This window comes from Methylobacterium sp. NPDC080182 (genome assembly GCF_050281105.1).
Taxonomy (GTDB): Bacteria; Pseudomonadota; Alphaproteobacteria; order Rhizobiales; family Beijerinckiaceae; genus Methylobacterium.
Window position 1 is genome coordinate 41,628 of record NZ_JBNNWO010000006.1, and the last position, 19,752, is coordinate 61,379.

Sequence of the window (19,752 nt, forward strand, 5' to 3'; positions counted from 1 at the left end):
TCCTGGCACCCGCCTTCCCCCCGGCGGCCTGCTACAACCTTTCGACGAGGCCGCGCAACGCGCGGCCGGACCGGTGCACATGGTGACAACTGCGCGGGCCCATCCCTGCCTGGGCGCGGCCCGGCACGATCTGCGGCGGCCCGGATGTCGTCAGCGACGTCCCCGTCCCTCTCCGGCTCCCTGGACCCAGCGGCCTCGCCCGGGCGGCGGTCGATCCGCGGCGCGAGGCTGCCCGCTTGACCGCCGCGCCGGCCGGTCGGTATGCCGCGCGACAACCTGACAACGAGCACGCGAGCCGCGCTCGGCCGGGGGGCGCGGCCGGCGAGGCTCCCGCCATGATCCGCCCGACATGACCCGCCTGCGCCTCATCGCCGACGATCTCACCGGCACCCTCGACACGGCCGCGGGCTTCACCGGCCTGTGCGGGTCGATCCCGGTGGCGTGGCCGGAGATCCTGGCGGGGGATGGATCCGGCTGCCTCGCGATCGACTCCGGCACCCGGGAAGTCTCGGCCGCGGAGGCCGACCGGATCGTCGGCGCCCTCGCGCGCCGGCTGGACGGGGCCGACATCGCCTTCAAGAAGGTCGACAGCCTGCTGCGTGGCCCCTGGGCGGCCGAACTCGCGGCCGTGCTGCGCACCGGGACCTGGGGGCGCTGCGTGGTGGCGCCGGCCTTCCCGTATCAGGGACGCTGCACGGAGGGCGGGCAGCAGCTCGCCCGGCGCGGCGCGGGCTTCGAGCCGGTCTCGGGCGACATCGCCGAGGGCCTGCGGGCGGTCGGGCTGCCGGCGCACCGGGCCGACGTGTCCGACGGGCCGGTGGCGGGCGTCGCCGTCTACGACGCGGCGAGCGACGCCGACCTCGCCCGGGTCGCGGATCTCGGCGGCGACGGACCGGTGCTCTGGTGCGGCAGCGGCGGCCTCGCGGCGGCCCTGGCGCGCGGGGTGGCGGCGCCGGGCGACGACCGGCTCGCCGGCCCCGTCCTCGGGCTGTTCGGCTCGGACCGGCCCGAGACCGCGGCGCAGCTCGCGGCCTGCGGCGCCCACCACCTCGTCCTGTCGGCGCGCCATCCGGACCATGCCGGCGCGGTGGCTGAGCGCCTCGACCGGGACGGCGTCGTCCTGGCGAGCCTCGCGCTGCCCGAGGGCACCGCCCGGGAGGACGCCGCGGCGCGGATCGCCCAGACCTTCGCGGGGGTGATCGACCGCATCCCGCGGCCCGGCACGCTGCTGGTGGCCGGCGGCGAGACCCTGAAGGCGCTGTGCCTCGCGCTCTCCGTCGCGCGCCTCGACGTCACCGGGCAGATCACCCCGGGCCTGCCCCGCTCGACCCTGCGGGGCGGACGCTGGGACGGGCTCGCGGTCGTGTCCAAATCCGGCGCTTTCGGAACAGAGGGCGTCTGGCGCGATCTACTTCACGGCAACGGCTTTCCGCGCAGCAGGAGCGACGCGTGACCTCACATCTCGCCATCACCATGGGCGATCCGGCCGGCATCGGCCCGGAGATCATCGTCAAGGCCGCCGCCCGGCTGAAGGACCGGATCGACGCGGGCGACCTCAAGCTCGTCGTCATCGGCAGCGCCCCATCCCTGCGCCGCGCGGAGCGGGCGCTCGGCCTCCTGCCCGATCCCGTTCCCGAGGTCGCCGAGGACGGCGACTGGCCGGCGCTGTGCTGCCTCCAGGCCGACGCGGAAGGCGCGCCGATCGAGCCGGGCCGGCTCTCGGCCGACGGCGGCCGCTTCGCCTACAAGGCGATCGAGGCCGGCGTTCGCCTCGCCCTGGCCGGCCGGATCGGCGGCATCGTCACCGCGCCCCTCAACAAGGAGGCGCTCAACAAGGCCGGCTACCACTATGCCGGCCACACCGAGATGCTGGCGGAGCTGACCGGCGTGCGCGGCTCGGTGATGATGCTGGCCCACGGCAACATGCGGGTCTCCCACGTCACGACCCACGTCGCCCTGGAGGACGTGCCCAAGCGCCTGACCCCGGAGCGCCTGCGCCTCGTCATCGACCTCACCGACAGGGCGCTGAAGGGGCTGGGTCTCGCCCGGCCGAAGATCGCGGTCGCCGCGCTCAACCCCCATGCCGGCGAGGGCGGCCTGTTCGGGCGCCAGGACATCGATGTCAGCGCACCGGTGATCGAGACGGCCAACGCCGACGGGCTCGACGTGCACGGCCCGGTGCCGGGCGACACGGTGTTCGTGAAGCTGCGCGCGGGCCAGTACGACGCGGTGGTGGCGATGTACCACGACCAGGGACACATCCCGGTCAAGCTCCTGGGCTTCGAGATCGACCCGGCCACGGGCAAGTGGATGGACCTGTCGGGGGTGAACATCACCCTGGGGCTGCCGATCATCCGCACCTCGGTCGATCACGGCACCGCCTTCGACATCGCCGGCACCGGCGTCGCCAACGAGCGCAGCCTCATCGAGGCGATCGAGTTCGCCGAGAAGCTGGCGGCGAACCGTCAGGCCGGTTGAGCGCGGGGCAGGCGCACGGGATCTCCGAAAAGCGATCTCCGATCCGCCAGCCCGACTGCCCTGCACCCGTGTTTCACGTGAAACAAAGCAGGAACGAAACCTACCGCGCGTCGGCCTCCTGCCCCACGGCCTCGCAGGCGAAGGGCGACGGCGGCGCCTCGACGCCGCGCCAGCGGCCGTAGGCCCAGGGGCGGTACCACGCCGCCCGCGCCGGCACGCGCTCGGGGACGAGGTCGATGCCGTGGGTGCCGAACGGCCCGCAGCGGCAGATCCGGGCGAAGCCCATCCAGCCGCCGGGCCAGAGCCCGTGCCGGGCGATGGCCGTGTCGGTGTACTCGGAGCAGCTCGGCCAGTGGCGGCACTGGCGGCCGATCAGGCCCGACAGCGTGAGCTGGTAGCCGCGGATCGCCCAGTGGGCGGCGCGCCGGACCATCCCGTCAGGCGGCCTGCCGCTTGGCGGCGATCTGGTCGAGGGCGTCCACCACCGCGTTGAAGGTCAGGAGCGTCGAGGCGTGGCGCGCCTTGAAGTCCCGCACCGGCTCGAGCACCGCGAGGTCCGACCACGCGCCGCCGGGCGCCGGGCCGTTCTCCTTGAGCATCGACCGCATGGCCGCGCGGACGCCGCGCAGCTCGTCCGCGCTGGCGCCGACCACGTGCCGGCCCATCAGCGACGAGGAGGCCTGTCCCAGGGCGCAGGCCCGGACCTCCTGGGCGAAATCCGCGACCCGGCCGTCCTCGCCCAGGACGAGGTCGACCGTCACGGTCGAGCCGCACAGGCGCGAATGGGCCGTGGCACTCGCGTCCGGGTTCTCGAGCCGGCCGAGCCGGGGGATGTCGGCGGCGAGTTCCAGGATACGGCGGTTGTAGATGTCGTCGAGCATCGGGTCCTCGGCCGGAGGCACACTTCCCATCGGGACTCTGCCGCGTGCATCGCGCATTGCGCGTTACCCCGCGAACGATGATATAGGCGCCATACGGCCGCTTCGCGAGGAGGCGGGCCGTCGACCAGGGTCGCGCCAACGGCCACGGTGGTTCCCACGGCCTTTCGTCCATCCCGGGGCGCCGGCTTGAAACCTTTTCGAGCCCGGGATCTTCCCTCGAACGCCCGACGCGATCCGACGATGTACGCCAAGCCCGACAGCACCCCGATGAAATCCCGCATCGCGCGGGCCGGAGATGCCATGGATGCCGCGCTCAAATCCTTGTCCTACCAGGGTGACGGCCAGGGTTTCGACCGGAACGGGGGCGACGGGCAAGGGCTGAACGGCATGCGCAATGACAATCGGCCGGTGGATGAGGGCCGTCCCGTCGAGGTGGCGCCCGAGCCGGCCTCGGCGACCCGCGTCCCGGACGGGATCGAGACCGGCCGCCCGAGCCGCGCCGAAGCCGAGGCCGCCGTGCGCACCCTCCTGCGCTGGGCCGGCGACGACCCGACCCGCGAGGGCCTGCTCGACACCCCGGCCCGGGTCACCAAGGCCTACGAGCAGCTGTTCGGCGGCTACGCGGTCGACGCCGAGAAGCTGCTGGAGCGCGTGTTCGAGGAGGTGGAGGGCTACTCGGACATCGTGCTGGTGCGCGACATCCCGTTCCACTCCCACTGCGAGCACCACATGGTGCCGTTCATGGGCCTTGCCCACATCGCCTATTACCCGACCCGGGGCGTGGTCGGCCTGTCGAAGCTCGCCCGCGTGGTCGACACCTTCGCCCGCCGCCTGCAGACGCAGGAGACCATGACCGCCCAGATCGCCGACGTGATCGAGAGCATCCTCAAGCCCCGCGGCGTCGCCGTGATGGTCGAGGCCGAGCATCTCTGCATGGCGATGCGCGGCGTCCAGAAGGCCGGCGTCTCGACCATCACCAGCCAGTTCCGCGGCGTCTTCAAGGACAACGCCAACGAGCAGGTCCGCTTCCTGACCCTGGTGCGCGGCGGCGCCAAGTAGCCCCGGGCGACGCCTCGACCATGACCGCGCGCGACACCGCCTTCGCTCCCCCCGGCACCCGGGCCGAGATCGAGGAGGGCACGGCCCTCACGCCCCGGTTCGACCGCGACGGCCTCGTCGCCTGCATCGCGGTGGACGCGCGGGACGGGCAGGTGCTGATGCTCGCCCACATGAACGCCGAGTCGCTGGCCCGCACCCTCGAGACCGGCGAGGCGTGGTACTGGTCGCGCTCGCGCCGGGAGCTCTGGCACAAGGGCGCGACCAGCGGCCAGATCCAGCGCGTCGTCGAGATGCGGGTCGACTGCGACCAGGACGCCCTGCTGATCCGCGTCGAGGTCGGCGGCGACGGCGGCTGCTGCCACACCGGCCGGCGCGACTGCTTCTACCGCAGCGTCGTCCGGGAGGCGGACGGCCGGGTCGTCCTGAAAGCCGCCGGGCGATGAACCGCCCTCTTGCCACGCGGTGGCAAGACGAGTCCGCCGACCCGCATTTCCCGCCCGGAACCGTCGAGCCGGTCCGCGCGCCGCCGAGCCCCGGCCCGCAGGTCGGGCTCGCCCTCGGGGGCGGCTCGGCACGGGGCTGGGCGCATATCGGGGTGATCCGCGCCCTGGAGGAAGGCGGCATCACGCCGACCGTGGTGGCCGGCTGCTCCATCGGCGCCGTGGTCGGCGCCTGCTACGCGGCCGGGCGCCTCGACCGGCTCGAGGCCTTCGCCCGGGCGCTGACCCGGCGTCGGGTGGTGGGGCTCATCGACCCCCGCCTGCCGGGCTCAGGCCTGATCGCCGGCAACCGCCTGCGCCAGCGCCTCGCCGCGGATCTCGGCGAGCGCCGCATCGAGACGCTGCCGATCCGCTTCGGCTGCGTCGCCACCGAGTACGGGACCGGCCACGAGGTCAGCCTGACCGAGGGCCCGGCGGTGGACGCGGTGCGCGCCTCCTACGCGATCCCCGGCCTGTTCCCGCCGGTGGCCCATGACGGCCGCGTGCTGATGGACGGGACCCTGGTCAACCCGGTGCCGGTGGCGCTCGCCCGGGCGCTCGGGGCCGACCTCGTCATCTGCGTGAACCTCAACGGCGACACCGGCGGACCGGTTTTGCGCGAGGCGCCGCACCCGGCCCCGCCGCGCCGGGGCTTCCTGCAGGTCGTGCGCGGGCGCCTGCCGGGCTTCGACCGACCCGAGCCCGAAATCTCCGTGCCGGGCATCGCGCGGGTGGTGCTCGACGCGTTCAACACCACCCAGGACCGGATCTCGCGGGCCCGGCTGGAGCGCGACCCGCCGGACGTGGCCATCGGCCCGGATCTGGCGGCCTTCGGGCTGTTCGACTTCCACCGGGCCGCGGAGGGCATCGCCCTCGGGCACCGCGCCGCTCGCGCCGCCCTGCCCCGGATCCGGGCCGTGCTGGAGGGCGCGGCCGCGCGGGCCTGAGGGGTTCCGGGCGCGCTCCCTCCGGAGGAGGCCGTCATCCGGCTGTCGTGGCCGCCTGCGATGGGCGCCCTGCATGCTGGAGGACCTCCAATGTATACGAGTCGCCGTCAGATCCTGCTGTCCGGAGGCGCCGGCCTCGTCGGGCTGGCCACGGGCCTCGGACGGCCCGGCCTGAGCCGCGCCGCCGACCGGCCGCTCCTGACCCACGGCCTCCAGTCCGGCGACGTCGGCACCGACTCGGCGGTGGTCTGGGCCCGGTCCGACCGGCCGGCCCGGGCGATCGTCGAGTGGGCGACCACCGAGAGCTTCGCCGACATCCGCGGCGGCGTCTTCGCCGACGCCCTGCCGGAGACCGACGGCACCGTGAAGGTGGCGCTGACCGGGCTACCGGCTGGCCAGGACGTGTTCTACCGGGTCCGCCTGGAGGACGTCGCCGCGCCGACCATCGTCGGGCCGGCCCAGGTCGGGCGGTTCCGGACCGCGCCGGCGGACCGGCGCTCGGTGTCGTTCTGCTGGTCGGGCGACACGGCGGGCCAGGGCTGGGGCATCGACGAGGCCCGCGGCGGCATGACGATCTATTCCGCCATCCTGAAGAACCGGCCGGACTTCTTCATCCATTCCGGCGACACGATCTACGCCGACGGGCCGATCCAGTCCGAGGTGAAGCTCCCCGACGGCAGCCTGTGGCGCAACCGGGTGACCGAGGAGGTGGCCAAGCCGGCCGAGACGCTCGCGGAGTTCCGGGGCCGGCACAAGTACAACCTCACCGACCGGAACGTGCTGGCGATGAACGCCGCCGTGCCGATCCTGGCCCAGTGGGACGACCACGAGGTCACCAACAACTGGTGGCCGGGGGAGCCGCTGACCCGGGCCGAGCACCTGAAGAAGAAGTACGCCGACCCGAACGTGCTGGCGCTGCAGCTGCGCGCGGCCAAGGCCTTCCACGAGTACATGCCGATGCGCTTCGAGCCGTCGGAGCCCGGCCGGGTCTACCGCAAGATCGGCTACGGCCCGCTGGTCGACGTGTTCATGCTCGACATGCGCTCCTACCGGGGCCCGAACGGCGAGAACCGGCAGACGGAATACGGGCCAGAGTCCTACTTCCTCGGGCCGCAGCAGATCGCGTGGCTGAAGCGGGCGCTGCTCGAGTCCCGCGCGACCTGGAAGGTGATCGCCGCCGATATGCCGCTCGGCCTCGTGGTGACCTACGACACCGACCGCAATTTCGGCTCGGAGGCGGTGGCGCAGGGCGACGGACCGCCGCTGGGGCGCGAGCTGGAGATCGCCGACCTGCTACGCTTCATCAAGAGCGCGGGGATCCGCAACACGGTCTGGCTCACGGCCGACGTGCACTACACGGCCGCCCACTACTACGACCCCGACAAGGCGCAGTTCCAGGATTTCGAGCCGTTCTGGGAGTTCGTCTCCGGGCCGCTGCACGCCGGCACCTTCGGGCCGAACGCGCTGGACAACACCTTCGGGCCGCAACTGCGCTACGTGAAGGCGCCCGACAAGGGGCAGGTGAACCTGTCGCCGGCCGCCGGCTACCAGTTCTTCGGCCACGTGGCGGTGGACGGCGCCACCGAGCAGATGACGGTGACCCTCAAGGACGCGGCCGACACCGACCTCTGGCACGTCACGCTCGATCCCGTGAAGGCGTGAGGCGGACCGCGGGCGATACGGGCTCGCGATGTCGGCCTGCTCGCCCGTCGACGAAGGGGCTCGGGTCCCCTCTCCCGCACAGGAGAGGGAGCGCGTCGCGCCGCAGCGGCCTGCCCTGAATCGGCGCGGCCCGGGGGCGGAGGGCGAGAGAAACGCGCGGTGCCGGCGCCCCTACGCCATCGTGATGTAGTCGCGCAGGGCCTGGTGCTCGGCCTCGACGGTGGCGATCTTGCGCGCCACCACGTCGCCGATCGAGACTAGGCCGATCAGCCGCCCGTCCTCGCAGACCGGCACGTGGCGGAAGCGCCCGTCGGTCATGAGGGTCATGACCTCCTCGATCGTGGTGGTCCGGCCGCAGGTGGTGACCGCGGTGGTCATGTGGGCCGAGACCGGCGCGTCGAAGGCCGAGCCCCCGTGCCGGGCGAGCGCCCGCATGATGTCCCGCTCGGAGATGATGCCCGCCACCGTCCCGTCGGCCTGGGCGACCACGAGGGCGCCGATCCGCTTGTCGGCGAGGATCTGGATCACCTCATCGAGGGTCTTGTCGGGGCTCACGGTGACGACGGAGCTGCCCTTCTCGGCGAGGATGCGTGCGACGGTCATGGCTCTCTCCCTGTGTGACGCGGCCGGTGCGCCGTCAGCCCGCGGCGCCCTGATGGCGTTCTCGGCCGGGTTGGCCCGGCTCGTTCACATTGTGGCGAGTGTGTGATCGATCCGGCCGGATGGCAAGGTGCCGGGCGTCGATGGCAGGGACTCAGTGCCGGCGCGGCTCTCGGGGATCCACCAGGGGGAACAGGAAGAAGCCCGCGATGAAGCCGCCGAGATGGGCGTCCCAGGCGATGGCGGCGTTCTCGCCGACGAGCGGCACGCTGACGAGGCCGAAGAGCAGGTTGGTCAGCAGCCAGATCACCAGGAACGACACCGCGGTCCGGTTACGCAGCAGCTCCGGGATCGTCTCGGCGGGACGGGGCGGCGGCACCTGCCAGGCCGGCGCGCCGTAGCCCGAGACCGGCGGCTGGAACACGAAGCGCGCGGCGGCGGCCATCAGGGCCGAGATCCCCGCCGAGGCGCCGACCAGCGGCCCCGCGCTCAGCGGATCGATCAGGATGTGGAGAAGTCCGCCGGCCGCCGTGCCGGCCAGCGCGAGCCCGCACCAGCGCAGGGCGCCGCAGCGGCGCGCCACCGGCGCGCCGAAGGCCGCGAGCCAGACGCTGTTGAAGATCACGTGCATCCACGAGCCGTGCAGCAGCCCGTAGGTGACGAGCGTCCAGGGCTGGAGGGCGTGCTCGCCCACGATGTAGCGGGCGAAGGCCTCGCGGGCCGCCTCCAGGCCGGGATCGCCCGGATCGGCGGCGGCGCGGATCACCTCGGAGGCCCGGCCGGGATCGAACCAGAGGGTCCAGCGCGCCGGGACCAGCGCGAGGTCGAGGACGAGGCGGATGTCCCAGGTGTCCGGCAGAAGGAACTCGCGCACCGCCTGGATCGCCAGGAGCAGCCCGATCGACGCGGTGACGATGCCCGGCATGTTGAACACGGGCACGCGGCTCTGCCGCGGGAAATCGGGGGAGGCGTCCATCGCCGCACCATGTCGGGGCGCGGCGCGATCGGGCAAGCCCCGGCGACGTATTGAAGCTCGCAAATACCGGTCGGATCGCGGTCCGTATCGCGCACCGCCCCGTCTCCACCCCGGATCCGTCCCGGACGGCCGCGGCGCGCCCGGCGGGGTGCGACGATTGTGTCGCCGGCCACGACGCGCTACCCCCCGCCCCGCGCGGCGCCGGCGGGACCGGCGGCGCGCGGGTGCGGGAGCCGGCACGGCCCGTGCGCCCGGACGCGGTGAACGCCCGGATCGGCCGGTCACACCCCCGCGGATGTGCCAGAATGATCCGGGGATGAACCACAGGCGTTGAGAATCGGGACACCGATGAAGCATCCCACCAGCCGCATGCTCCACGCCTACTGGGAGCGCCTGCGCGGAGAACGGGCCGCGCCGGAACGCGCCGAGATCGAGCCGGGCGAGATCCGGCACCTCCTCGCCGACAGCCTGATCCTGGAACTCGACATGCCGAGCCGCTCCGCGAGCATCCGGCTCGCGGGGACCCGGGTCTGCGCCCTGTACGGCCGCGAGCTGAAGGGCGAGCCCTTCGCCAAGCTGTGGGGCTCCCGGGCGACGGATCCCTGGCGGATCGTCGAGATCGTGGCCAGCGACACGCTGGGCGTCGTCGCGGGCCTGCGCGGCACCAACGCGGCCGGCGAGGCGGCGGATCTCGAACTCCTGCTCCTGCCCCTGCGCCACCGCGGCCGGACGCAGGTCCGCGCCCTCGGCACCCTCAGCCTCGACGGCGCGCCGCACTGGCTCGGCCTGCGCCCGCTGGTGGAGGCGGAGACCACCTCCCTGCGCATCCTGCCCAGCCGCCGGACCGAGCCGGTCCCGCCCGCCCGCACCGCCGTGCGCACGAGCGCGGGCTACCCCGGGCCGGTGCGCCACGGCCACCTCCTCGTCCACGCCGGCGGGCGTGCCTGAGAACCGTATTCGTCCAAGGTTACGCCCGGTCCGGGACGGCCAGTTCGATCGAATCGGCGCGCGCACCCGAGGAAAGCTTCGGCGCACAAGTCGATCGCGCACGACGCGGCAGGGCTCGACAATGGATGTTTCTACAAGGCCGATCGATCCCGGAGCAGGAAAAAAGGGTTTCGTAACTGTCCGTGCCTAGTCTGCACCGGCCATTCTCCGGCGCAGGACCAATCTCGGAATGATCGCGGTCGAGGCCACCGCTGGAACTGATCTGCGCGGCCTCGCCGCCGAGCCGGCGCGCGGTGCCGCCGACCAGCGCCGCCACCAGCGCGTGCGGGTCGCCGTGCTCGGCCGCTACATGCTGGCCGATCGCCGGGAATATCCCTGCCAGACCGTGGACATGTCGCCGGGCGGCGTGCGGCTGACCTGCGCGGTCAAGGGCGCGGTCGGCGAGCGCGTGGTGCTCTACCTGGAGCATATCGGCCGCATCGAGGGCGTCGTCGCGCGCACCTGCCCGGACGGGTTCGCGGTCCAGCTCAACGCCACGTCGCGCAAGCGGGACAAGCTCGCCTCCCAGCTCACCTGGCTGGCGAACCGGGAGATGCTGGGGCTGCCGGAGGGACGCTCGCACGAGCGCCTCGTGCCGACCAACACGGCGGTGGTCCTGCGCGTCGAGGGCGGTCGCGAGATCCGGGCGCGCCTCATCGACATCTCGATGTCGGGCGTGGCGATCTCCTGCCCGGTGCCGCTGCCCCTCGGCGCCGCCGTCACGGTGGGCAGCACGCCGGGCCGGCTGGTGCGCTACTTCGAGGGCGGCTTCGGCGTGCAGTTCCTGCTGCCGCTCTCCCCCGACCGCTTCCACGCCGGGATGACGCTCTGACGGGCGTGCGGCCGGACCGGCCGGCGGTCAGATCTTCTTGGCGAGCTGCGCGGCGACCTCGTCGGCCGGCCGGGTCAGGTCGAGGGCGCCGAGGAAGCGGTTCTGCGCGTCCATGATGTACACCAGGGCGGTGTGCTCCATCGTGTAGTCGCCGTCCTTGGCGGGCACCTTGCGGGCATAGGCCCGGTACGCCTTCTCGGTGGCGGTGACCTGCTCGGGCGTGCCGGTGAGGCCGGTGATGCGCGGGTCGAAGCTCGACAGGTAGGTCTTGAGGCTCGCCGGATCGTCCCGCTCGGGATCCACCGTGACGAAGGCGACCCGCATCGTCTTGCCCTTCGACCCCAGGGCGGCGAGCACGTCGGAGATCTGCTGCAGGGTGGTCGGGCAGACGTCCGGGCAGTGGGTGAAGCCGAAGAACACGAGGTGCGTCGCGCCGGCGAAGTCGCGCTCGGTGACGGTGCGTCCATCCTGGTTCACCAGCGTGAACGGGCCGCCGACGCTCGGCACGCCCACCGGTGCCTTGTCGGGCAGGAACGCGAACACCGCCGCCCCGGTCAGGCCGATGAGGCCGAGGCAGAAGGCGAGGAGCGGGACGAGGGCGCGGCGCATGGGACGGGTTCCGACCTCCGGGGAGGCCGGCACAGCACACAACGGCGCGCGGAGGCAAGCCGGCGCGGTGCCGCCGGCCGACCGATCGGCGCCGCGCCGGCGCGACCGCTACGGCTTCGAGGCCGGCTCCCCCGCGGGGCTCGCCGGGGCGGCGCCCTTCGGCGGCTCCTTGCCGAGATAGACGTATTCCGGCGCCGCCCGGAGCTGGTCCTTGGTCGTGTCGATCCGCGCCTGGAGGGTCTTGCCGTCGGTGCGGTCGAGCTTGAGCACGGACGGGTCGACCGCGACGTATTTCGAGCCGATCCCCAGGAAGCCGCCGACCCCGATGATCCAGGCCTTCACGGCCCCCTTCTGGTCGAGGACGAAGTCGGCGATCTGCCCGATCGTCTCGTTGGCGCCGTTGACGACGCTGGAGCCGATCAGCTTGCTGGCGACCATGTCGTCGGGGGCCTGGGCCACGAAGGTCGGGCGCAGGCTGTCGGCCATGGTGGCGGGCTGGCCGGGGACCGGGGTCGCGGCGGCGCCGCCGTCCGGCTTGGCGCCGTCCGATCTGGCGCCGTCGGTCTGCGCCGAAGCGGTGGCGAGGCCGGCCAGCAGGAGGGCCGAGGCGAGGAGCGGGGTGCGCATCGGAGCAGGTCTTTCAGACGGGGGCCGCACAGGGGGGTCGCGCCGCCTCAAGGTTCTGGCGGGGCTTAAGTTCCGCGCGGTCTCGGCCCCGGCGGGGGCCGGCCCGGCGGTTTGCCGGCTGCGCGTCGGCGCCGGGGGCCTTTGACGGCGGGGCCTTCCGCCCCGCACAAGGCCGGCGCCATGCTCCGCCTCGCCCTCTACCAGCCCGATATCCCGCAGAACACCGGCACGATGCTGCGCATGGCCGCCTGCCTCGGGCTGGCGGTGGAGATCGTGGAGCCCGCGGGCTTCGATGTCTCGGACCGCCACCTGCGCCGCTCGGGCCTGGACTACCTCGACCACGTGGCGATCACCCGGCACCGCTCCTTCGCGGCCTTCGCGGCGTGGCGGGCCGAGGCCGGGATCCGGCTCGTCCTCGCCACCACGGCGGGCGCCGTGCCCTACACGGACTTCGCCTTCCGCCCGGACGATTGCCTGATGGTCGGGCGCGAATCCGCCGGCGTGCCGGAGGCGGTGCACGCGGCCGCCGACGCCCGGATCGTGGTGCCGATCCGGGCGGGCCTGCGCTCGCTCAATGTCGCGGTCGCGGCCGCGATGATCGCCGGCGAGGCCCTGCGGCAGGTGTCCGGGACGGCCCGACCAGATCTCTAGGATCGTGACGCCTCTCGGGTCGGCCGCCGTCTTCGGGAGCGGAGCGAAGCGATCCAGGCGGCGCCACGCTCGGCCGATGTCCCGCTGCACTGGGTTGCTTCGCCGCGCCCGCGAGGACGGGATCGGCAACGGATCGCGTCCCGCTCGCTTGGTACAACGGGACTCATCCTCACCCCGCGAGATGCGCCGCCGCATGGACGACACCGCCTTCACGCCCTCCCGGCGCCACGCCGATCTCGGCCCCGCCTTCTTCGATCCGGTGACGCCGGCCCGGTTCCCGCGGACGATCCTGCGCTACCGCAACCAGACTTGGGCGAAGCGGGTCGGACTGGGCGGCCTGTCCGAGGCGGCGTGGATCGCCCATTTCGGCCGGTTCGAGCCCCTGCCGGGCAGCTTCGAGACGCCGCTGGCCCTGCGCTACCACGGCCATCAGTTCCGCGCCTACAATCCGGACCTCGGCGACGGGCGCGGCTTCCTGTTCGCGCAGCTGCACGACCGCCTGGACGGGCGCCTCCTCGACCTCGGCACCAAGGGCAGCGGCACGACGCCCTGGTCGCGCGGCGCCGACGGGCGGCTCACCCTCAAGGGCGGCGTGCGCGAGGTGCTGGCCACCGCCCTCCTGGAGGCGCAGGGCGTCTACACCTCGAAGAGCTTCAGCCTGATCGAGACCGGCGAGGACCTCGTGCGCGGCGACGAGCCCTCGCCGGCACGCGCCTCGGTGCTGGTGCGCCTGTCCCACGGCCACATCCGCATCGGCAGCTTCCAGCGCTTCCTGGCGCTCGGCGAGCCGGACAACATCGCCCGGCTCCTCGACCACACGATCGCGACCCACCGGCCGGAGCTCTGGCGCGACGGCGTTGAGGATCGCGCCGTCGCCTTTCTGGAGGACGTGGTCGCCCGGGTCGCCCGGATGGGCGCGCAGTGGGCGGCGGCCGGCTTCGTCCACGGGGTCCTCAACAGCGACAACATCAACGTCACCGGCGAGAGCTTCGATTACGGGCCCTGGCGCTTCCTGCCGCATTACGATCCGGACTTCACGGCCGCCTACTTCGACGAGACCGGGCTCTACAGCTTCGGCCGCCAGCCGGAGGCCCTGTTCTGGAACCTCGCCCGGCTCGCCGACTGCCTGCTGGTGCTGGCCCCCCAGGCGCGCTTGGAAGCGGCGCTCTCCGGATTCGGGCCGGCCCTGCAGGAGGCGTTCGCCGAGGCCCTGTTCCGCCGGCTCGGCCTCGCCGCGGCGCCGTGGCCGGAGACCGACCGGCTGGTCTCGGCGGTCTGGCGGTTCCTCGCGGAGACGCGGGCGCCCTTCGAGCGGTTCTTCTTCGACTGGTACGGCGGCCTCGCGAGCGCGACCCGCGCGCAGGCCGGGCCGTCCGCCGGCCACTACGCGCACGAGGCCTTCGCGCCGGTGCGGGCCGCGCTGGAGCCGCTCGCGCCCGCCCCGGGCGCGCGGCTCGACCATCCCTACTTCGCGGAGGCGCCCTGCACGCTCCTGATCGACGAGGTGGAGGCGTTGTGGGCGCCGATCGCCGCGGCGGATGACTGGTCCCTGTTCGAGGCCAAGCTCGCGGGGGTGGCCCGGATGGCCGAGGCCTGCGGGACGGCGCCCGCCTCGGCCTGAGCGGCCTCCTCCTCGGCGAGCCGCCGGCGCTCCTCGGCGTAGCCCCCCGCGATGGCGAGATCGACCAGGCGCCGGGTCAGCCGGAAGGCCAGCCAGAACAGGGCGAGGCAGAGAAGCGTCGCGGCGGCGGCCTTGAGCGGGTCCACGGGGTTCCTCCGGTGATGTCTCCTCGGGCGGAGCGGCCCTCTTAGTGCCGAGGCGGGCCGCGGGGCAATTGGACTTCGTGCCGAGATCGAGCCCGCGGCGCGTCGTCCCGGGCTCGCCGCGCGGCGCCGGACCCGAGACCCGGCCGGAACATGCTATGGCGGCCGGCAGCCGGATCCCGATATCCGGCGCTGAAGATCCCTCGATCAGGCGGATACCCGTGCGCGAGACCTTCCACATCGAAGTCCTCGGACCGGAGCCGGACGAGATCCAGACGCGGATCTCCGTGCGGGTCGGCAGCCTGGAGAGCGCGCAGGAGCGGGCCCTGCGGCTGTTCGCCCGCGCCCGGGTGCCGCAGCGCTCGGGCGAGCCGGCCGAGGCGGTCCGGGTGATCGACGGCGCCGGCCGCGAGGTGTTCTATCGGACGCGCTTCGACGCGGGGGATTGAGGCGCGAGGACACCGCCGATGCGCACAGCCCTGATCCTGCCGGTCCTCGTCCTCGCGGCCGGCGCGCTGTTCCTGCGCAGCTACACCCTGCCGCCGGCCCCGGACCGCCGGGGCGGGACCACGCTCCTGCTGACCTGGCCGAACCGCCCGGCCTTCGGCAGCCCCCGGGCCGACTGCCTCGCCGGGCCGCCCGACGAGCCGGTCCTGCCCTGCCTCATCGCCTCCGTCGCCCGGGCGCGGGACGACGGGTACACGCTGCTGCAGCTGCCGTTCTGCGCGACCTGCTACGACCTGTCCGGGCGGATCGCCGTCACGGGCCGCGACGCGGCGGCGACGCGGGCGCGGCTGGAGCAGATCGCCCGCTTCGGATGGTGAGACGCGCCCGGGCAACGCGCTCCCGGGCCCGCTCCAGGGTCCGGGCCACCGGGAACAGCGGATCGCGGCCCGCCTCCACCAGCAGATGGGCGATCGGCCGGCGCGCGGTCCAGAAGGTGGTGCCGAGGGCGAAGTCCGGCGGCGCGCAGGAATCGATCCGGTCGATCGGCCAGTCGCCCCCGGCCACCGCCTCGGTCAGCCGGTGGACGAGCTGGACCCCCGGCGCGGTCTCCGGCCGCGTCTCGTCGTTGGCGATCTTCAGCACCCAGGCCTCGCGGCCGGTGACCGGCAGGATCAGGGAGGCCAGGAGCCGGTCGCCCCGACGCAGGCGCGCGATCCGCACGCCGTCCGCGGCCCCGCGATCGGCCCCGAGATCGGCCCCGAGATCGGCACTGAGATCGGCACTGAGATCGGCACTGAGATCGGCCAGGGCGGCGCGCAGGAAGGCGATCTCCGCCGGCCGCTGCGCCAGGCTCGTGCCGGCCTGACCCTTCCAGCCGGCGGCCTCCAGGGCGACGTGGGCGTCGAGGGCGGGGCCGAGGGATTCGGGCGCGGCGAGGATCTCGAAGGTCACGGGCCCCGCCGCCTCGAGGCGCGCGCGGGCGCGGCGGAGCTTGCGGCGGCGCTGCCCGGAGAGGTGCCCGAGATAGGAGGCCCGCGCCTCCGGCCCGCGGCCGGTCAGGTCGAGCAGGCCGCGGTCGTGCGGCCAGTACGCGGCGCGGCGCCCGCCACACGCCGTCAGGAGTTCAGGCAGGGGGCCGTCGGTCGGAGCGTTCGGCAGGAGGAGGCGCGGCGGCAGGCCGAGGGCGCCCGGCGCGGCGAGCAGCCCCGCCAGGGCGGCCTCCGGGGCGGCGCCGTCGAGGAGCGGCGCCCCGAACGGGGCGTAGCCGTGGGTCCAGCCCACGAGCAGCGGCAGCGGCACGCCCCAGCGGCGGCGCGACGGCCGGAACGGCCAGGCGGCGAGGAGCCGGGCCCCGGGCGCCTCGGGGGGCCGGTCGGCGACGAGGAGGAGCCGGACGCCCGCCCCGAAGGCGTCGCGGGCCGCCAGGGCGTAGCCCGCCTCGTAGAACGGGTTGCGCACCAGGCTCGCCCGACCCAGGGCCCGCCAGGCCGGGACCCAGGGCGCCGCCCCGTCGAGGGGCCGGACCGCCGCCACGAGCCCGCCGGGAAGCGCGGCCGTGTCCGATGGGGTGTCCGACGCGGGGCCTGCCATCGCGGGACCGTCAGGCCGCGAGACGGTGACGGATCGCGCCGGCGAAGCCGAGCACGTCGTAGCGCCACGCCGTCACCCCGGCGGCGGCGGTGAGCAGGACGAGGCGCAGGGCCTGTCCCGGCGGCAACAGGCCGCCGGGGACCAGGGCGATGCCGGCATTCACCGCGCCGCAGGCCAGCGCGATCCCGGCGATGCCGGCCATGTCGGCGAGCGGCAGCGGCATCGTCGTGCCGGTCCGGCGGGCGCCGAGCACCAGCACGAGGCAGGCCGCGCTCTGGCCGCCCGCGAAGGCGAGGGCCGCCCCGGCGGCGCCGAAGCGCGGGATCAGCAGGAGCGACAGCGCGGCGACGGTGGCGAGGGTCGCGAACGCGGCGGCCGCCTCCAGGCCGCTGGAGCGGGCGAAGTAGATCACCTGCCCGAAATAGTAGGCGCGGAACATCATCAGGATGCTCGCCAGGATCAGCACCGGGGCGAGCTCCCGCGCCTCGGCCCGGTAGTCGGGCCCGAGCAGCACCGCCACGACCAGATCGTCGAAGCACAGGAAGAACACGGCCCCGAAGGCCGCGATCAGCGTCATGGCCCGTGCGGCGTCGCGCAGCACCCCGGAGGCCGCCGCCATCCCGCCCACCCGCGCCTCGCGCTTGGCGATCGAGATCAGCGACAGGGCGATCGCCTCGCCGAACACGATGAAGCTCTGCTTCAGGAAGTCGGCCAGGGCCCCGTAGGCACCGAGCCCCGCCGGCCCCACCGTCTTGGCGATGATCAGCCGGTCGAGGCTCTGGGCGAGCGCCGCCGTCCCGAAGGAGAGGACGAGCGGCCAGCCGTAGGCGAACAGCCGCAGCGCCTCCGCGCGGCTGCCGCGGCCGGGCATCATCGGGGCGATCGTGGCCGCAGCCGGCAGGGAGGCCAGGGCGTTCGCGGCCGCCACCGCGAAGGCGAGGTGCAGGGGATCCTGCGAGAGGTGCAGCGCCAGGCTGCCGAGGGCCAGGATCAGGACGGCGCGGCTCATCACCGAGGCCGCCACCGCCCCGGCCCGCAGGCGGGTGCGGGCGATCTCGGTGGAGCCCTCGAACAGGGTGGTCCCGAAGGCCAGCGCCAGGATCGCGGCCGCCATCCGCGCCGGCATCAGGCCGAGGGCGGCGGCGAGCGCGCTGCCGAGCCCGGCGAGGAGCAGCGTGCCGCCCAGGATCCGCACCACGGTGCCGACCTGCGCGGGCTCGCGCGCCTCGTCGTAGAGGGCGAAGAACGCGAATTTCGGCCACTGGCAGGTCGCCCCGTAGAGCACCAGCGCCCAGGACAGGACGTACAGGTAGGTGCCGTAGCTCTCCACCGGCGCGAGCCGCGTGAACACCGCCACGGAGGCCATGTTCAGGGCGGCCGCGAAGCCCCGCGAGCCGACATAGATCAGGCTGTGCCGGGCGATCATGTCCTAGAACCGGTCAGACGCACCACGACCTCGCACCACGCTGGGACAGACCGGCCCGTGGCGGGAGGTAACGCAGGGACGGCGCGCATGACAGCCCGGGCTCTGCAGGCGGCGTGCCGCCGGCCCCGGCCCTCAGCCCTCGCCCCGCGGGCGGATCAGCGACGTGCCGGTCATCTCGGCCGGCTGGTCCAGTCCCATCAGGTCGAGGAGCGTCGGCGCCACGTCGGCCAGCCGTCCGTCGGCCAGGGTCACGCCGTCGACGCCGACGAGCGCGGCGGGCACCGGGTTGAGGGTGTGGGCGGTGTGCGGCTCGCCGGTCTCGGGATCGCGCATCATCTCGCAATTGCCGTGGTCGGCGGTCACCAGCAGCGCCCCGCCCTGGGCCGTCACCGCCTCGACGACGCGGCCGAGGCAGGTGTCGACGGTCTCCACCGCCTTCACGGCGGCCGCGAGGCTGCCGGTGTGGCCGACCATGTCGGGGTTGGCGAAGTTCAGGATGATGAGGTCGTAGCGCCCGGAGCCGATCGCCTCCACGGCGCGGTCGGTGAGTTCGGGCGCCGACATCTCCGGCTGCAGGTCGTAGGTCGCGACCTTCGGCGAGGGCACGAGGATCGCGTCCTGCCCTTCGAAGGGCTCCTCGCGGCCACCGTTCATGAAGTAGGTGACGTGCGGGTACTTCTCGGTCTCGGCCATTCGCAGCTGCGCGCGCCCGGCCCGGGCCACGGTCTCGCCGAGGCCGTTGGGCAGGTCGAGGGCCCCGAACAGGGTCTCGGCGAAGGCGTCGATCTCGACGCTGTACTGGACGATCCCCAGGGCGGCGGCGAACCGGACCGTGCGCGCACGCTCGAAGCCCGCGAAGGCCGGGTCGAGCAGCGCCTCCAGGATCTGCCGGGTCCGGTCGGCGCGGAAGTTGAAGCTCAGGATGCCGTCGCCGTCCCGCATGCCGGCGTAGTCGCCGATGATCGCGGGCCGCATGAACTCGTCGGACACGTCCTGCGCGTAGGACGCGGCGACCGCCTGCCCGGCCCGCTCGAACCGGGTCCCGCGCGCCTCCGTGAGGGCGTCGTAGGCCGTCTGGACCCGCTCCCAGCGCCGGTCGCGGTCCATGCCGAAGTAGCGGCCGCACAGCGTCGCGATGCGGGCGCCCTTCGGGAGGGCGGCCGCGACGTCGGCGATGCAGGTGGCGGCCGAGCGGGGCGGCATGTCGCGCCCGTCGGTGAAGCCGTGAAGCCGGACCGGGATGCCGGCCGTCGTCAGCGCGCGCGCCAGCGCGACGGCGTGGTCCTGGTGCGCGTGGACGCCGCCGGGCGAGAGCAGGCCGACGAGGTGGCAGGTCCCCCCCGACGCGCGCAGCGCCTCGATGAACCGGACCAGGGCCGGGTTCCGGGCGAGGGAGCCGTCGGCGACCGCCGCGTCGATCCGCGGCAGGTCCTGCAGGACGACGCGGCCCGCGCCGATGTTGAGGTGGCCGACCTCGGAATTGCCCATCTGCCCCTTGGGCAGGCCGACATCGGCGCCGAAGGTCGTCAGCCGCGACCGGGGGCGCTCCCGCATCAGACCGTCGAAGACCGGCGTCCTGGCCTGGTGGACGGCGTTGTCGGCCACCGCGTCCCGCAGACCCCAGCCGTCGAGGATCACGAGCATCACGGGACGCGGGGTACTGTCGGGCACGGGCACAACTCTCCTGGGCTGCCGCGCGCGGCGCGCGGCCGGTCTCCGGGCCCTGACGCGGCCGGA

21 protein-coding genes are annotated in these 19,752 nt (G+C 73.9%); 12 read left to right on the top strand and 9 right to left on the bottom strand.

Translation table 11 applies throughout. The features are described from left to right. Window positions 1-349: 349 nt before the first annotated feature. Both ACQKQD_RS12395 and pdxA read left to right on the top strand, forming a co-directional pair. Window positions 350-1,453: a four-carbon acid sugar kinase family protein gene (locus tag ACQKQD_RS12395; RefSeq protein WP_427508496.1), complete on the top strand. Its 1,104-nt coding sequence runs from the start codon at window positions 350-352 to the stop codon at window positions 1,451-1,453. Then, window positions 1,450-2,478: a 4-hydroxythreonine-4-phosphate dehydrogenase PdxA gene (pdxA, locus tag ACQKQD_RS12400; RefSeq protein ID WP_331298072.1), complete on the top strand. Its 1,029-nt coding sequence runs from the start codon at window positions 1,450-1,452 to the stop codon at window positions 2,476-2,478. Before ACQKQD_RS12395 ends, pdxA begins: the two co-directional genes overlap by 4 nt. Before the next feature lie 100 nt (window positions 2,479-2,578). Here pdxA and yidD read toward each other — a convergent pair whose 3' ends face one another. Further along, window positions 2,579-2,911, bottom strand: a complete 333-nt coding sequence (gene yidD / locus ACQKQD_RS12405) for a membrane protein insertion efficiency factor YidD (protein WP_091928072.1) — start codon at window positions 2,909-2,911, stop codon at window positions 2,579-2,581. 4 nt (window positions 2,912-2,915) lie between these two features. Beyond that, window positions 2,916-3,359: an iron-sulfur cluster assembly scaffold protein gene (locus ACQKQD_RS12410; RefSeq protein WP_427508607.1), complete on the bottom strand. Its 444-nt coding sequence runs from the start codon at window positions 3,357-3,359 to the stop codon at window positions 2,916-2,918. A 240-nt stretch (window positions 3,360-3,599) separates the two neighbouring features. On the opposite strand from ACQKQD_RS12410, the gene folE reads away from it, so the two are divergent. The 4 genes from folE to ACQKQD_RS12430 all read left to right on the top strand — a co-directional run bounded on the left by folE (window position 3,600) and on the right by ACQKQD_RS12430 (window position 7,506). Beyond that, window positions 3,600-4,418 (top strand): GTP cyclohydrolase I FolE, encoded by an 819-nt coding sequence (gene folE / locus ACQKQD_RS12415; protein WP_020091161.1) that lies wholly within the window; start codon window positions 3,600-3,602, stop codon window positions 4,416-4,418. A gap of 20 nt (window positions 4,419-4,438) precedes the next feature. Beyond that, window positions 4,439-4,861 (top strand): phosphoribosyl-AMP cyclohydrolase, encoded by a 423-nt coding sequence (gene hisI / locus ACQKQD_RS12420; RefSeq protein WP_020091162.1) that lies wholly within the window; start codon window positions 4,439-4,441, stop codon window positions 4,859-4,861. Next, window positions 4,858-5,844: a patatin-like phospholipase family protein gene (locus ACQKQD_RS12425; protein ID WP_427508497.1), complete on the top strand. Its 987-nt coding sequence runs from the start codon at window positions 4,858-4,860 to the stop codon at window positions 5,842-5,844. The genes hisI and ACQKQD_RS12425 overlap by 4 nt, the downstream gene beginning before the upstream one ends. A 90-nt stretch (window positions 5,845-5,934) precedes the next feature. Further along, complete coding sequence (locus ACQKQD_RS12430; protein WP_427508498.1) at window positions 5,935-7,506, top strand: alkaline phosphatase D family protein; 1,572 nt, start codon at window positions 5,935-5,937, stop codon at window positions 7,504-7,506. 171 nt (window positions 7,507-7,677) lie between these two features. Here the strand turns inward: ACQKQD_RS12430 and ACQKQD_RS12435 are convergent, their stop codons facing one another. Both ACQKQD_RS12435 and ACQKQD_RS12440 read right to left on the bottom strand, forming a co-directional pair. After that, window positions 7,678-8,109 carry a CBS domain-containing protein gene (locus ACQKQD_RS12435; protein ID WP_091675751.1) on the bottom strand — a complete coding sequence of 144 codons (432 nt, stop codon included), beginning with the start codon at window positions 8,107-8,109 and terminating at the stop codon, window positions 7,678-7,680. Between the two features lie 151 nt (window positions 8,110-8,260). Continuing rightward, window positions 8,261-9,082: a rhomboid family intramembrane serine protease gene (locus tag ACQKQD_RS12440; RefSeq protein WP_427508499.1), complete on the bottom strand. Its 822-nt coding sequence runs from the start codon at window positions 9,080-9,082 to the stop codon at window positions 8,261-8,263. Between the two features lie 348 nt (window positions 9,083-9,430). Between ACQKQD_RS12440 and ACQKQD_RS12445 the strand changes: the two genes are divergently transcribed. Further along, complete coding sequence (locus ACQKQD_RS12445) at window positions 9,431-10,030, top strand: PAS domain-containing protein (protein ID WP_020091168.1); 600 nt, start codon at window positions 9,431-9,433, stop codon at window positions 10,028-10,030. Between the two features lie 229 nt (window positions 10,031-10,259). After that, on the top strand, window positions 10,260-10,901 hold the full coding sequence (locus ACQKQD_RS12450) for a PilZ domain-containing protein (protein ID WP_020091169.1): 642 nt from the start codon (window positions 10,260-10,262) through the stop codon (window positions 10,899-10,901). Window positions 10,902-10,928: 27 nt separating this feature from the next. Here ACQKQD_RS12450 and ACQKQD_RS12455 read toward each other — a convergent pair whose 3' ends face one another. Beyond that, window positions 10,929-11,510, bottom strand: a complete 582-nt coding sequence (locus ACQKQD_RS12455; protein WP_020091170.1) for an SCO family protein — start codon at window positions 11,508-11,510, stop codon at window positions 10,929-10,931. A gap of 108 nt (window positions 11,511-11,618) precedes the next feature. Next, on the bottom strand, window positions 11,619-12,137 hold the full coding sequence (locus tag ACQKQD_RS12460; RefSeq protein WP_020091171.1) for a PRC-barrel domain-containing protein: 519 nt from the start codon (window positions 12,135-12,137) through the stop codon (window positions 11,619-11,621). Between the two features lie 180 nt (window positions 12,138-12,317). Here ACQKQD_RS12460 and ACQKQD_RS12465 point away from each other — a divergent pair, with 180 nt between their 5' ends. The 4 genes from ACQKQD_RS12465 (at window position 12,318) to ACQKQD_RS12480 (ending at window position 15,376) form a co-directional block, all read left to right on the top strand. Next, entirely contained in the window at window positions 12,318-12,788 is a 471-nt protein-coding gene (locus tag ACQKQD_RS12465) for a tRNA (cytidine(34)-2'-O)-methyltransferase (RefSeq protein ID WP_020091172.1), read from the top strand. Window positions 12,789-12,981: 193 nt separating this feature from the next. Then, window positions 12,982-14,409 (top strand): protein adenylyltransferase SelO, encoded by a 1,428-nt coding sequence (locus tag ACQKQD_RS12470; RefSeq protein WP_427508500.1) that lies wholly within the window; start codon window positions 12,982-12,984, stop codon window positions 14,407-14,409. Window positions 14,410-14,773: 364 nt separating this feature from the next. Further along, a complete protein-coding gene (locus tag ACQKQD_RS12475; protein WP_020091174.1) occupies window positions 14,774-15,001 on the top strand; it encodes a hypothetical protein in 228 nt (75 codons plus the stop codon). 18 nt (window positions 15,002-15,019) lie between these two features. Further along, window positions 15,020-15,376 (top strand): hypothetical protein, encoded by a 357-nt coding sequence (locus ACQKQD_RS12480; RefSeq protein WP_056526493.1) that lies wholly within the window; start codon window positions 15,020-15,022, stop codon window positions 15,374-15,376. Here ACQKQD_RS12480 and ACQKQD_RS12485 read toward each other — a convergent pair. The 3 genes from ACQKQD_RS12485 to gpmI form a co-directional block, all read right to left on the bottom strand. Further along, on the bottom strand, window positions 15,312-16,589 hold the full coding sequence (locus tag ACQKQD_RS12485; RefSeq protein ID WP_427508501.1) for a GNAT family N-acetyltransferase: 1,278 nt from the start codon (window positions 16,587-16,589) through the stop codon (window positions 15,312-15,314). The genes ACQKQD_RS12480 and ACQKQD_RS12485 overlap by 65 nt on opposite strands. Before the next feature lie 10 nt (window positions 16,590-16,599). Further along, window positions 16,600-18,015 carry a lipopolysaccharide biosynthesis protein gene (locus tag ACQKQD_RS12490; RefSeq protein ID WP_091675739.1) on the bottom strand — a complete coding sequence of 472 codons (1,416 nt, stop codon included), beginning with the start codon at window positions 18,013-18,015 and terminating at the stop codon, window positions 16,600-16,602. A gap of 132 nt (window positions 18,016-18,147) precedes the next feature. After that, the gene (gene gpmI / locus ACQKQD_RS12495; RefSeq protein ID WP_427508608.1) at window positions 18,148-19,659 is read right to left on the bottom strand and encodes a 2,3-bisphosphoglycerate-independent phosphoglycerate mutase; all 1,512 of its coding nucleotides are present in this window, start codon (window positions 19,657-19,659) and stop codon (window positions 18,148-18,150) included. Between the last annotated feature and the right edge of the window lie 93 nt (window positions 19,660-19,752).